Here is a 14,421-nt window from a genome sequence, read left to right as displayed (position 1 = left end):
TATTTGGAATTATTCGCTCTATGCGACCATCTGCTACGCAGTAAACGTCGATTGCCCTAAAACACGGCCCAGAAAACTACTTATTCCCGTTCCTCGTAGCGTGGGAACACAGGAGAAGGAGCTGGCAGCTCAGTGCCTGGGACCAAAGCGCTATCAAAGGACTCGAAGGTCCGCGCCGAACCTTCGCCAACTGCCAACGCATTGAGCATAGAAGTCATGGCCTGGGGCAATACTGGCTGAAGCAGCAATGCCACCTTGCGGACAATCTCAATGGTCACGTACAAGACAGTAGCCATACGCTCAGGATCGGTCTTCTTCAGCTTCCATGGCTCCTGCTCAGCGAAGTAGGCATTGGTATCGCCCAGAACGTGCCAAACGGATTCAAGTGCCTTGCTGAATTCCTGACGCGAGAAAGCATCGCGGTTGATCTCCAGCAGGTTGCCGGCTGCTTCCAGAATCTGCTGATCAGCTTCTAGCAATTCGCCCGGGGTCGGGACTACTCCCCCACAGTTCTTTGCGACCATCGAAAGTGAACGCTGTGCAAGGTTGCCGAAGTTATTGGCCAGGTCACCGTTAATACGGGCAACGATGGTCTCGTGGTTGTAGCTGCCGTCGGCACCGAACGGAACTTCACGCAAGAAGAAGTAGCGTACCTGGTCCAAGCCATAACGGTTCACAAAATCATCTGGGGAAACAGTGTTGCCCAGGGATTTGGACATCTTCACGCCGTTATTATGCAGGAATCCATGGATCATGACGCGCTTAGGCAATGGCAGTTTTGCAGACATCAGGAATGCTGGCCAGTAGATCGCGTGGAATCGAGAGATGTCTTTGCCGATCACGTGGACATCCGCCGGCCAGTATTTCTGGAAAGAAGCAGACTCAACGTCCGGGAATCCAACGCCCGTCAGGTAATTGGTCAGGGCGTCTACCCAGACGTACATTACATGCTTCTCGTTGCCTGGTACTGGGATGCCCCAGTCAAAAGTTGTTCGAGAGATCGAAAGGTCCATCAGACCGCCTTCGACAAACCGTACTACTTCATTGAAGCGGGAACGTGGCGCGCCGAATTCAGGGTTGTTCTGGTAGTACTCCAGCAACTTGTCCTGGTACTTGGATAAGCGGAAGAAGTAGGACTCTTCTTCAGTCCAAGCAACTTCGGTGTCGGTTTCAACGGCATAACGAATACCGTCCTCGCGCACTTCCGTCTGGTCTTCGGTGTAGAAGGCCTCATCGCGTACCGAGTACCATCCTGCGTACTTATCCAAGTAAATGTCATCATTGGCTTCCATGCGGCGCCAGAGTTCCTGCGCAGCCGCATGATGGTCTGCATCAGTGGTACGGATGAAGCGGTCGTAGCTTGTACCCAGCTCATCATTCATGGCCTGGAATGCATCCGAGTTACGCTGGGCCAGCTGAGCCGGCGTGACCCCAAGATTCTCTGCGGTCTGCATCATCTTCTGGCCATGCTCATCGGTGCCAGTCAAGAAGAAGACGTCAAAACCATCTAGGCGCTTGAATCGAGCCATGACGTCGGTAGCCACTACCTCGTAGGCATGCCCAATGTGCGGGGTACCATTCGGGTAAGAAATAGCCGTGGTGATGTAAAAAGGTTTCTGCTGTGAAGTCACGATATAAATTTACCTTAGCTAGCGCCAGAAAGCGGATTTCCAGATTGTACTGACTCGTCACATGATCCTGTCCAAATACTCCCAGAAGGCACCTCGAAGCGTGCGGCGGATGATCTGCTGATCAGTTTTCCATTCCCCTAGCACTTGAGCGCAATCCTTGAGCAAAGTCCTGTCTATTTCGGGTGGCAGTTGCGGCTTGTCAGCAATGAGTTCTACTACGTCAGACTGTGTCGTGAAGGCAAGCCAGGATTCAGCAACCTTAGCGCCGATCTCTTCTGCAACCTTCAACTCTTGTTGCTCATAAGCCGCGGAACCCTGATAGCCAGAACTTTCACCACCACTGGAGTAGATCACCACAGGTTCGACCTCCGGTTCAACGGCTGGTTTGATAACTGGCTTCTGAGCCATGACGGCAGGAGTAGGAATCGACGTCTTCGCGGCTGGTTTTGCTTCTGTTTCCGAAGATGCACTAGCAATTAGAGACGTCTTTTCAGAATGATTTTTGTCCCATTCGAGAACTTTAGTGAATGCGCTATCCAATAGTTGGTTCGGAACGATTTCAATGTAGTCAGCGGTCAAAGCCAGGTGTTCAGCCACCGAGGCTACCCCAAGACGGCTATCGGATTTCGCTACGCCCAGTAACACTACTTTCATGCCCAAGTCTTGCGCTTCTTCGACGGCCTCGGCGAGGTCGTCATCGCCGGATACCAAGTAAGCAATTGATGCCGAACCATTACGGGCAACCCCTACTAGGTCCAGCGCCAGTCTCAGGTCCACGCCCTTTTGCTCGCCGTTATAGGAGATACGGCCTAGGCGCACTTTAACGCCGGGTATCAAACCAATCCGCTTATGCTGTTCAGTAAATAGCCCGTCTTTCGAGGCGTCGTACCAATAAACACGGAGGTTGTTAAGACCCGTGTTCTTCTTTACGGTTTGCACGATCCCGCGTACCAGCGCCTCGTAATGTGTTGTAAAGGCTGATCGTAAGGTTGTTCCGGCGGCACGATGACCGCCTAATGAGAGCAGAAATCCGGCATCAATAAATATTGCAGTTTGATTCATCATGCTTCGATACTACTGACAACAAGGCAAGAGACGTCGTCACGAGAATATTTTCAAATCGGTATTTGACAATCGGGCTACGTCGTTCGATTCACTTCGATGAGGTGGTCGATTGAACGTCACCCGTACCTGACCTCGTACTATTCGTACGCAATGTCACTCGGGCGCTTAAGAATGGATATCTTCACATCCACCAGTCAATCCGTCGATCCGAGAATCGCCTAAGAAGTTGCAACACATAAACTTACCTTCACCGAGTTGTAAACAACCTCTCACGCTTGGCTGAGTGGTAGATACCGCATAAGGCTGCACCTCAAAAGAGAGCAACCACGTGCCGACTGAAAGTTCGCATGTACCTTAAACAGACCGCAGGCCAAATTATCCTATGTGATCCCAAATAGTGACTTGGAACGTTCCAAGTTGCAGAACCGCGATTACAACATCGTACGTAACCCGCGAACTGTTGATTCAACCTCAATTGGAGACGCTGTATCCTTGAACGGTGACTGTATTGATTAATCCCAAAACCAAACTCAAAGAAGAATTCAACGAATTCTTCCGAGTGCCCTTAGTACATCAGCGTGGGACGAACTCGCTCAATTTTACTGGCCAACGGACAGCTTTACACACAGTGCCGCTTGGCAACGGACTTTCCTTGGATTTTTATGCGCAGCTCGGTTCCAATGATGAATTAGTTGTCACGTTCATGGGAGCAAACCTACCTAACAACAATTTCTATCCAAAGTTTTCGCGAATCAGTTCTATGCGAGGACGAGCATCTGCGCTAATTGCCTTCGCCGATCCGACGATGAAAATGGATGTGGATCAAAAAATGTTGCTGTCCTGGTATCTAGGCGGCGCCGGATTTGACCCAGCGTTACCCATCTTAAAAGCCATTAAAAAGGCGCAAGGAAAAACCGGCTCCAAGCACGTTATCTTCATCGGTGGTTCTGGTGGTGGCTATGCTGCACTCAGGATTTCTGCCATGATGCCAGGGTCAATGGCATTTGTCCAAGAGCCACAAACTAACATCGCAAATTACATTGAATCAGTAGTTAATACTTACTTCCAAATAGCATGGCCCGGTTGGAATCGACACTCGCTACTTCAGGCTTTCCCGGAACGATTCGATATGGTTCGGCACTACCATCAGAGAAATCCAGAAAACTTTGTCTACTATGCACAAAGTGTCGAAGATACATCGCATGTAACCAACCACTACATGCCGTTTAAGGATGCCACCGGCTTGCGCTCCGACGATGGCGTCTCACCTCGTGGCAATATGATGTTCTCCCTCTATAGGGGACAAGTCTCGGGACATGGGAAGATAACTCCTGCCGAATACGACGAACACCTATCTAAAGCTCTCGAATTTTGGCGCAGCAAACGCGGTTTTTAGCCGATTCTAGGATGGCGGCTTTAGATGCATGAAGCAAAGCAACAGTGAGATGTATGGCTTGGGTTCCGCTCAAGCCATACGTTTATTATCGTCAATCGCTGATGAATCGAATCCTCTAGTGGAAACTAGATCGCCACACGGCATACCACGAAGTGGGAAGTTTGGAAAGGTACTGGGTTCTCGGTGAACTAACCTTACAAGACTGACATCGTGAGAGGATTTCGACAGGTTGCCTGTGTACCGAGTCAGATACGTCACTCCAGTGTTCCGCGACTACTCGAATGCAGAAATCATCTATCATCGTTTCAAAATGTACCGTCAGAATCGCATATACTCGTTACAATACGAATCAAGCCAGATCCATGTTGACACGACTGTACTTTTTATAAGAGTAATGAAATGCGCAGCCATGCCAAGCGTTTCAGTGAGACCCGATCAAACGATCGGGCCAAAACTGGTCGTCTTCACAATCTCAAATAATAATAATTGACTATAAACAATTTATTATTTTCGAAGTTACCGCTAGCCGGATTACATTAAGAAGATGATTCCGCTCACGGAAATGAAGATGATCCGAAAATGATTCATCTTAAATTGTAAAAAGTGAGGATATAATGAAAAACTTTCCAGCCGTCATTTGGAGTAATAATAAATTAGATTCAATTGACGACCTGCATCTTTCGGATAACTGTTATTTCTATTCGGAATCCAATATCGTTCACCATGGCAAATGGTCCGTACTTGGATTTCAAGGCAACGGTGTGTTGAATGAAAAATTCGTCAAATCTAATTCAGATCTATTCGAACAACTACTCCCCTCGTTGGACACGGACGAACCAGTAGCTACATTTAGCAGTTCATTCCGTGGAGCCGGAATCGCTTACTTGAAGAATAATTCTTCTCATACTTTATACGCATTACCTGACCTCCTTGGTGAAGCAATCCTCTTTCACTATTCTAATTCTGGCGTCGATATTTTAACTGGCGATCTTCAAGTTATAGAGAAACTAACTGCTCGACTAAATCTCCCACTTACAAAATCTATCAACTATGCGCTAGAACTCTCGGTATCGAGCAATGGTGGCTTCACAAAGAGTAGTTACATCGAAGTCTCCACTCTGGACATGTTGCAATACGCAACCGTTTCACGGAGTGGTATTTCTATTAATTATTACGAGGACTCAAAGGAATTCTTCAACACAAAGCTGTCAGCTGAAGAACTATTAGATTTAGCCACGATTGAGATCCAACAAAATGTGCGAGCCGCGGCAAATAGCGGCTCTGCGGAGAGGATTGCTCATCTAACAGGTGGATTTGATAGCCGGCTCGTTCTTGCAGCTGCGAAATCCCAAGGAGTAGTGGATCAGTTTCGCTTCTTCTGTAAGGGTGACCCTGTGCAAGAAGACACGAAAATAGCTCAATCCGCCGCGGCAAAAGTCGGCGCGATAATGACTCTACGCAACGGAACACCGAGCGACTACCAAGTTTCTGATTACGGTGGAGCACTCCTAAGTTCAATGTTGGTATCAAGCGGAATACTCCCAACCGGCCCTAGCGCTGGGCACCAGGAATCCGATGTCACATTACTAAGTGGCGGCTATGGCGAAACGTTCAGGTCATTTTACGGAACTCGAATTGGTCGACTTGATAGTGGGAAATTGACCGGGGAATATTTCGGATCAACGATTTGGGGCCCTTACCTATTCTCGCCAGATGGATCTGGTTTATTCTCCAGTAAGTTCATTAGCAGTTACGCATCGAAAATCGATGCTGAACTAGACAAAGGAAGAAAACTCGGAGTCGCCGAAGATGATTTACCTGATTTCCTGTACCTTCAAATTAGAAATCGTTACTTTGTCGGAGTAATAACAAGTAACTGGAATCGTTACATAAATCGCTTTGACCCCCTTTATTCACCCTCTGGGATTAAACTTGCATTCAAACTGGGACTCAAGAAGCGGATGGATAATCTAATTGGATTTGAGTTAATGAAAAGAATGTGCGAACCACTACTTTCGGTTCCTTTTGACTCTATAAAATTCGGTGAGTCGGTCACAAGTAAACACGGCTATACACAGCCTATTTCATATAACCACGTACGTCCGAAGTTTGACGACGCATCATCGAGTAAGCCGTTACCGATCAATTCCGGAGTGTTAGCGATTCCGAAGACGACTAAAGAAGACGTCGAGTACGCCAAGAAAATTAAATCCCGTGCATCCCAAATAGCTGGCCGCGCTCACGCCCGACAAGCAGTGTCACTAGTCATTCGCACGCGTGATCAGGTTGAGCTCGCGAAAATATTTAATCTGAACGAAATTGACATCTTAGTTAAACGGCCGGCAAACACCAGAGTTAGAATACGAACTCTATACGCTTTACTGTCCAGTTTCCTCTGGTTGTCCGACGAACAAAATTCTAGCCGACTTCTTTGCAGTCCAAAGAAATTTTGAATTCGCCAACTAAGGCGTCCCGATGATCATAATGAGCTTTATATTAAACTATAAATCTTATTATGAATTGAAATTGAATACGCATTATTTGAATGTTATGTTCAGGGAGTGCAAAGCCAGGTCTTTCTATATTATTATAGATTGACCTGGCTAGTTATTTATGAGTATGCTCCGGAGTAGCTGAGCTAAGGTGTGTAGTTGACCTCCGAAAGAATACAAACGATATTTAGATCACTTTAGTTATAGCATCAAGCTGCGCTTCATAAGTTTCCGGTACATAGTGAAAGAATGCTTTCCCCCATTTGTGTTCGGTGTCAGCGACAGCAACGTCCTGAGGTAGGCGCACTACTTTGATTCCCTGTTCTTCTGCAGCATCCCAGTACCTTTCAATATTGTTATTGAAAAATTCTGCCGTCATCCCGCCCTGCGACTTTACGAGTTGCCCCTTATTGTCTATCAAAGCCCAAGGAGTAGCATTGAGTATCGTTTTTTCCTTTAATTTCATCTGATCCAGCAATGTCACCCACCTGTCCAATGCCCAGGTCCAAAGGCGGAAATGACCGTCGGATGCAAATGCGTATGCACCGCCGATGGCTTCCATACCTTCCTTTTTTGGAACACCATTACGTGTTACTAGGCCGCCTGATCGAACACGTGCGACTCCGTTACGCTCAATCATCAAGTCCCAGACCAGAACATCGATTTTTGGAGCGTTCTTTCTTATAGTCGCGGCCAAGTTCCCTTGGATATCACCTTCATACATTCGTCGTTGAAAGTTCGATTCTGTGAACTGTGTATTAAACTCGTTTACGGCTGCTGGTTTGAACGCGCTGATCAGTGATTGCCTCGCAACGTACGCTTGGAGTTCTAAACCGTGTTGGGGATAGTAATCAACAGCATCGCGGCTCGTGCACCCACCGTAAATAAAAACTCGCTTCATAGACGTACATCCTATCCAATCCCAAGCACGATTTGCGAGTTAGGGGCCTTCTCGCTCATGACACAAGCATGTTGCAATTTACTGCCAAGTAGGGTGTATCGGTAGGATGCATTCGATGAATGCGGTATGGCTGCAGAATAGCGTTTGAAGGTACCTCTGTTCTTACAAGCGGGTACCGCCGTTCTCCTTACAAGGTGTGAAATCTCGTGACTTCGTGGACAACCGATCTCAATACTTTGTACACAACTACCGGCGGCTCCCCTTCGAGCGCCGCCGGCAACAACCAACTACCGATAATCAAATACCTCGGGCATGTCTTCTTCCCGAGCCTCGTACTGGGCCCGGTACTCGGCGGCCTTCCGGCACCACTGCTTTGTCTGGTTCGCCAAGTGAATTCCCCTGATCGAGTACGAGGACACAAACCACTGATGGACACGCAATGCCACCATGGGCAAAGGGAAGCTCAACACCACTTTCGCGGTATCAGGTTCCGACAAGATGAATTCGTCGTCGGTAATCGTCCTCAGGAACTGCCGGTCGGCATAGGTCTGAGGCAGTGAGATCTGCTTGCCCCGATAATAGGCTTGGCAGTTGTCCTTATTGACCCGTACCAGTAGCTGATGGCTTTCCCGGTCCATATCAGGCTCGTGTTGCTCCGTGAGCTTCTTCAGGATGTCGCCAGTTTTCGAAACGACAAGGTCAGCCCGATTCACCGCCGAGCTGCCGATTCTACGCTTCATCAGGTATTCAGCAGCCTTGGCTTCCAGCACCACCATCGGTATCGGCTCGGTGACCGGCGTGTGCTCCAGCAGCTCCCAGGCCTTCTGCGGGGTTGCCTGATTCAAGGACTGATGCGGGCGGCGCTGGTTGTAGTGTTTACGGTAGCGTCGAAGCAGCTTCTGCACGTCCGCAGGATTCTGCGGCCTGTTGGCTTTGAGGAACTGCTGAAGGGTCTGGTGCGAACGTTCGTTCTTGCCCTGAGTCGTCGACCTGCCCGGCCACCCCGTGATCGGCATGCTTCCCTGGGACGCTAAATAGGCCTCCACGATGCCGATGGTTCCACCACGGAGCTGGTTGAACGCCTTGGAGTTATCACTGAGGACTTCCTTGGGCGGCCCGTAGTCAATGATGTCGTTTGCGAGCACCTGTTGCGCGTCGCCGCTGTTCTCATGCCGTGCGTACGCGCTGGAGCCCACGTCGAATCGGGTCGCATCGTCGATGAGTCGGTAGACGGTCACCACCTGATCGGAGAGGGCCCTGTACTCGAAGGCGTCGAGTTGCCAAAGCGCCATGGCTGCTAAATAGCGTGCTGGATAGGGTTTGTTGGTACCGGACGTCCGGCTACCTGGTGTGAAATCTCGTGACTTCGTGGACACTGAAACCGGAAATTTTCAAGTCAAGTGAGACCAACGGGTGCTAAACAGCGATCATTTCTTCACGCTCCTCCAGCTTCATTGGCTCGTTGATCCACGCCGCTTCAGGCACCTGCAGTTTCTTCGGCAGACTACGCTGACCGAACCGTTCAGGATGCGCGTCCCACGCAGCCTGCAGCGCGGCCTGCCGTTGGTCCTCAACATGCCCGGTCATCCCGAAATGCACGTCTGCCGGCGTATGGAAGCCGATCCCCGAATGCCGGTGATGCCCGTTGTACGCCTGAACGACCCGGTCCATGAAATCCCGGGCATCAGCCAGCGAACCGAACCGTTCCGGAAACACCGGAAGATACTTCGAGGTCTTGAACCAAGTCTCTGAATAGGGATTATCATTGCTGACCTTCGGCCGCGAATACGACTTCAGCACATCCAAGTCCGCCAGCAATGCAGCGACCGGCTTCGAGGTCATCGAGGTCCCCCAATCGGCATGGACTACCTTGGGGATCTGGTCGGTGGCGAACACCTGCGCCATGAACTCCCTAGCCAGCTCACCGGATTCACGGGCATGGACTTGGTAACCGACAATATAGCGCGAGTAAATATCGATCATCACGTAGGCATCAAAATAGGTGCCCTTGGCTGGGCCAGCCAATTTCGTGATGTCCCACGTGAACACCTCACCTGGCTGGTACACGACCAGTTCCAGAACTTTCCGGGCTGGGTGGCGGGCCTGCTGGCGGCGTTCTGCCACTTGCTTCTCACGGCGCAGCAGCCGATGCATGGTGGACACCGAGCACAAATGCGTGCCCTCAGACAAGAGGACCGCGTCGATCTGTTCGGGCGCCTGATCGATGAACCGCTCGCTGTTCAAGGTTTCCAGGATCAGGGCTTCTTCGCTCGTGGTGAGCTTGTTCGCCGGCGTTGGACGCGGCGCTGCAGCAACCGGCTGTGGTGCTCGCGTAGCTTGCTGGTGGCGGTGCATCGTGGCCCGACTGACCCCTGCCAGCGTGCTGGCCCACCGCGTGGGAACGCCGCTGTCGATCAGCTGCTGGTAGGCATCGGCAGGGATGTCTTGTGCTGCGATTTGGAATCCGCGCTCTTTGAGTTTTGTTCCAAGAGCGCGTGTGCTTTTCCCATGATGTCCAAGGCGGTCTGCGTGGTGGCGAGCTGCTGCTCGCTGGCCGCGAGCTGCTTTTTCAACCGGGCGATTTCGGCTTGTTCCTTGCTCAGCTTCCCGCCACTTTTGGTGCTGTTGGCGGGGTTGTTTCCGTCGAGGATTCCCGCATCGCGGAGCCTGCGCCACTCGACGATCTGCGAAGAATATAGTCCGTTGGCGCGCAGGTAGCCGCGACCCTGCCCGCTTTAGATCGCGTTTTCGTAGCCTTGCAGGTGAGCGAGTTTCCGGGCCGGGGTGATGGTACGGCTTCGCGGCTGGTCCGGGCGGGGCTGGGTGGAATCCATGGTCCCATTCTCCGGCATGGTGCTGGCCGATGGGTGGATGGGGGCGTTGCTCATGGTGGAGATTAGTCCTATTCTCGTCCTGTCTGGGGAGGGTAACTTGCTATGAATCGGTGGTCTCACTCAAGCCTGACAGACAGGGAATCTGCCACGATCCGGATCCTGAGGGTGTCTACGATGCGTTGAGACATGCTGTCCACGATGTCATGAGATCGTGTGTCGACGGTGCGTTGAGACAGGACAAGCCGGAATTCAAGTACCGACTAGCCGTACTGGTGGTACCGACTAGCCGTACTGGTGGTACCGACTAGCCGTATTCAGCAGGATGGACGTGCTGGCTAGGAATCTGCTGAATGCCCGCGAGAACGGGCGGGATCATGATGCGTTGCTGGAGCGGCTGCGTGAGGCGGACCTGTTGACCGTTGATGATTTCTTAACAGTCGGCCTGGACCAGAACATCGCTAGCGATGTTTACGGAGTGCTGGCGGTGTATAGACGAAGTATTTGGAAGCGCCTGTGCGCGCATCGGATAGCGTCGATGTAACGATCGGGTAGCGCGTCGATGTCACCCGCTGCAGAGACTGGCTCAAGCACAATAAAATCTCTTGGCTGCGACGCCAGACAACCGAAAAACTCAGAGCCTCCGTGGGGCTTGTTGCAGTAAGCTCTCGCTTCCTGGAGGCAATGCGTATCGTCGAGAGGAAAGCCCAGGAAAAGCAGCGTAGCCCTTCAAGCCGACTGTGATTGGGTCGAGAGACGAAAGTCGTGCACCTGATTCCATGCCGAGGATTTAGGAACGGCTCAGGAAGACTACGCCACACCGAGACCGCGTCAGCAACAGTGTCCAGTACCTGTCGTGATAGATCTTCGGACCCGCGCGCAACGATTGGGACCCGCTCGGTGACGATTTTTCGGTGTTATCCGATCCACGCACTGCTGCTACCGGATCGGTACACATGCGCTACCGAATACAGCTGCTAAACAGGCGGACCGGGAGCACAAGCTGCCGACGATGATCGTCAGCCAGACTGATCCGTCGTATTGGGTGCAGGTTTTGCCTGACCGTGTTGCCGGTGATTCAATCGTGAATCGGTTGGCGAACAACACGAGGTGGCTGTTGCTGGGCGAAGCTGATATGCGCAAGCTGAAGCATGAGAAGGCACGGGAGTCAGCTGATTTCTGGGAATAAGATGCGGTCCGTTGCCTGACCGCTCATCCCGAGCCTTCCCCTCAATAGAGTAATGGCTCAGAACCCCTGACGGGGTTTTGAGCCATTATCAAAGGCAGCGTCCGCCGCTGCCAGCTAGCCGGATTCAAACTACCACCTGCCCGGAGGCGGTCCTACCGGGTTGCCAGAACAGCACTACCAAGAAACGCTATTTAGCAATTAATAGCCTGAAGCACGAAGTTTAATTTCACCGTGGAACGACCCATTCCAAATAGAGCTTGGAGGTAATTCAGAAATTTTGAATTTATTAAAGATCGAAGGCTTTTGAGATGTAATCATTCATCGTCCTTGGCAATGGCGGTTTATGGCCGTCGCGGTAGAGGATCAAATCAAACCGTATATTGTCATTACGGTAATCGCCTTTAGAGAAGTCAATGCCCAATGATTTAGCAAATGGTATGCAGTGATTTAGTATGTGAAATTTATCTCCAGTATTCTGGATGAACCAGACTTTATTTCGTGCTGCATTTGACCCGTAAAGCGCACCTAGGTCAAAGCGAGTTACATTAGACAATAATCCCTGTTTCAAATCAGGCCACGTTGAGAAAGCGGAAGACAATAGACGAGTCCGATGCCCCTGGTAGTAACCTTCAACACTCGTTTGTGGGGAAAAAGGAAGAGCTACCGATCCTTCAATATGAAACGAGGTCGATAAAGCCGCATAACCTCCACCGCTGCTTCCAGTCAGGACAATCTTTTCTGTTCCGAGGTGTCTTGCAAATTCTCGTACAAGAGTAGTAATCATCTCATGACCATTGTCGACTTCATCTCCGACGTACCATGCTAGTCCCAACTCATCATGAGTTTGCAAAGAGGGATCCGAAATGAATAGCACCGATCCATCAAATCGTTTCACACTAGTTTTGAACTCAAATCGCGGCAGGATGTACTTCTCGCGATCTAAGGCGCCATGAAACACGACGAGAAGTTTCTTAGAATCGCGACGAACAAGTAGGGCATCCAAATGCAATCTTTTTGCATGAATGCCGTCGGGAACTATCCGAAACTGTTGTTCAAACTCACCGTCGGTATTATCAAATGGCGATTTTTCAGTCGAAAGAATATCCTGCCATTCAAGATACGTGCAGTCTACGAGATGAATTGCATCCGTAGCGGCAAGGTCATTCCGTGTGTTAACGAATATATCGTCCTTTACCCAGAATTTTTCATCGAAAGTTGAAATCTGGCCAGATAATGCGTTATTTGATTTCATTCCAAAATACTTTCCTGGTTCTTCTCTCCGGTACTTTCTAACACCGTCAGGCGGCTGATATTTGCATCCACCACCTGATAATTGGGGAATGATGATGTCCAAATTTGAACCGTATCTTGCTCACTCTCCCTATGGGTGTCGTCAAGAACGATGACCGCATGGTCATTAAGTCTTGCCGTCATAACATGCATGGCTGGGCGCCGTGCATTGGTACCAGTAGATTCTGGTGGTCCGTCTATAAATAGCAGGTCTACATCTTCGAGATCGTCTAATTCAGCGAGCGAATACCATGAATAGTTCTCGCCCTCAACTTGAATTTCCTCCAAAGGTGCCAAACGAAGCTCGACCATATCGCTAAAACCATGTCGATCGACTTCAGTCTGTGTTCGTGACAAGTACTCTTCGAGATGATCAAACGAAATAATGCGCGTACCGAACTTCTCACAGATGTACGCCATCCATATTGTTGAAGTACCGCCGCCGAACTCTACGATCAACTTTGGCTGTACACGTTCTAACACATCAATTAGGTGCAATAGGGCCTGCGCATCTAACGCATACCCACCTGTCGGCGGAACCAAGGGATTAACTTCAGCCAGTCGTGGTGCCAACTTAACAAGTGCTTCCATTTGTCTCGTGCTGTCACGGACAGTCTCAGTGATGTGCCTGCGCAATTGTCGTCGATTGTGGAGGCTGTTTCGTGACGACTCTTCGGCAAGTTTTGCGGTCGTTTCCTCACTCAGGTTAACGTTTTGAGTTTGTTCCCCGAGACGCGCAAATTCAGCAAGGAGCTCCTCAATGCGAGCATTAAAAGTTTCCTTGAGCTGTTGGAGATGCGATTCAATATCCTCGGAACGCGTGGCTAGCGCCTCGCCAATGGATGTATTTCCAGCGGTCACGTATTTTTCTAAGTGAGTGGATTGTTTCGAGAGCGACACTTCTTGTTCGTCGCGTATTGAAAGCAGAAGTCCATTGATTTTCTCGATTTCTGTCTGAATTGAAACAGATAACAAGTTAACTGAATCATCTGATTCAGTACGTAGACGTTCCATCAATCCAATTAAACGACGTTCCATTCGTTCGACTCGTGCACGTACATTAGTTAGCTCAGGGTTGACACGGAGCTTATTTATGATCCTGCGTTCCAGGAGATTAATAACGTTGTGATTCTGAATGCCAACTTCATTCGTTGCGCGAATCAATTCCAAAACTTCGTAATTTTTCTCACGTAAATTTTTGGCGTCCGCCTGATACAGATTACTTAACTTGCGGACGCGTAGCTCAATGTCATTCAATTGAACTGTGTAATCAATGGTATTTTTAGCAGAATCTTTCAGCTGTGAAATCCCGAATTTCACATCACGATCATACTCAGTCTGGGTAGTATGAAGAGACTTGAAATTCGTACGTAACTCTTCACGTGTTGCTCGCGATTGCTTCTCTATCTCTTTAACTTGACGATTCGAAATTTGGTCAACTCCTTCGAGGCGTCGAAGTATTTCGCGGTGACTTTTTCCGGAGAAGTCCAAGAGTTCTCCGGTTCGGTTATCAATTTTCAGTATTTTAGTTGTCAACCGATCAGTTTCGTTCCTGATCTGAATGAGTTTATAAAATGTCAAGCCACCCATGGTTGCAGCTACTAGGGCAACCAAGAGGATCATGAT

At 49.8% G+C, this 14,421-nt stretch carries 9 protein-coding genes and 2 pseudogenes; 4 read left to right on the top strand and 7 right to left on the bottom strand.

The window, feature by feature from the left end; genetic code table 11:
• Positions 1-80 precede the first annotated feature (80 nt).
• Positions 81-1,631, bottom strand: coding sequence for a methionine--tRNA ligase (gene metG, locus CQ012_RS00590; protein ID WP_181148983.1), 1,551 nt, complete (start codon positions 1,629-1,631; stop codon positions 81-83).
• Between the two features lie 57 nt (positions 1,632-1,688).
• Complete coding sequence (locus tag CQ012_RS00585; protein WP_105661139.1) at positions 1,689-2,696, bottom strand: NYN domain-containing protein; 1,008 nt, start codon at positions 2,694-2,696, stop codon at positions 1,689-1,691.
• A gap of 499 nt (positions 2,697-3,195) precedes the next feature.
• On the opposite strand from CQ012_RS00585, the gene CQ012_RS00580 reads away from it, so the two are divergent.
• Positions 3,196-4,092: a hypothetical protein gene (locus CQ012_RS00580; protein ID WP_146112873.1), complete on the top strand. Its 897-nt coding sequence runs from the start codon at positions 3,196-3,198 to the stop codon at positions 4,090-4,092.
• A 614-nt stretch (positions 4,093-4,706) separates the two neighbouring features.
• Entirely contained in the window at positions 4,707-6,545 is a 1,839-nt protein-coding gene (locus CQ012_RS17355) for a hypothetical protein (protein WP_146112872.1), read from the top strand.
• Between the two features lie 226 nt (positions 6,546-6,771).
• On the opposite strand, the gene CQ012_RS00575 is transcribed toward CQ012_RS17355, so the two are convergent.
• The 3 genes and pseudogenes from CQ012_RS00575 to CQ012_RS00565 form a co-directional block, all read right to left on the bottom strand.
• A complete protein-coding gene (locus CQ012_RS00575; protein ID WP_105661137.1) occupies positions 6,772-7,485 on the bottom strand; it encodes a DUF6270 domain-containing protein in 714 nt (237 codons plus the stop codon).
• Positions 7,486-7,772: 287 nt separating this feature from the next.
• Positions 7,773-8,783, bottom strand: a pseudogene (locus CQ012_RS00570) (integrase core domain-containing protein); the annotation flags it as partial.
• Positions 8,784-8,901: 118 nt separating this feature from the next.
• Positions 8,902-10,373 (bottom strand): annotated as a pseudogene (locus CQ012_RS00565) (IS3 family transposase).
• A gap of 274 nt (positions 10,374-10,647) precedes the next feature.
• Here CQ012_RS00565 and CQ012_RS00560 point away from each other — a divergent pair.
• A complete protein-coding gene (locus CQ012_RS00560) occupies positions 10,648-10,860 on the top strand; it encodes a hypothetical protein (protein WP_146112871.1) in 213 nt (70 codons plus the stop codon).
• Between the two features lie 468 nt (positions 10,861-11,328).
• Positions 11,329-11,505 (top strand): hypothetical protein, encoded by a 177-nt coding sequence (locus CQ012_RS17520; RefSeq protein WP_181148982.1) that lies wholly within the window; start codon positions 11,329-11,331, stop codon positions 11,503-11,505.
• Between the two features lie 286 nt (positions 11,506-11,791).
• On the opposite strand, the gene CQ012_RS17350 is transcribed toward CQ012_RS17520, so the two are convergent.
• Both CQ012_RS17350 and CQ012_RS00550 read right to left on the bottom strand, forming a co-directional pair.
• Positions 11,792-12,757: a hypothetical protein gene (locus CQ012_RS17350; RefSeq protein ID WP_146112870.1), complete on the bottom strand. Its 966-nt coding sequence runs from the start codon at positions 12,755-12,757 to the stop codon at positions 11,792-11,794.
• Complete coding sequence (locus CQ012_RS00550; RefSeq protein WP_146112869.1) at positions 12,754-14,418, bottom strand: class I SAM-dependent methyltransferase; 1,665 nt, start codon at positions 14,416-14,418, stop codon at positions 12,754-12,756. Before CQ012_RS00550 ends, CQ012_RS17350 begins: the two co-directional genes overlap by 4 nt.
• Positions 14,419-14,421 lie beyond the last annotated feature (3 nt).

Source organism: Arthrobacter sp. MYb214 (assembly GCF_002979865.1).
Lineage (GTDB): Bacteria > Actinomycetota > Actinomycetes > Actinomycetales > Micrococcaceae > Glutamicibacter.
The sequence above is the reverse complement of the archived record's forward strand: the minus strand, read 5'-3'. Positions and strand labels throughout refer to the sequence as shown.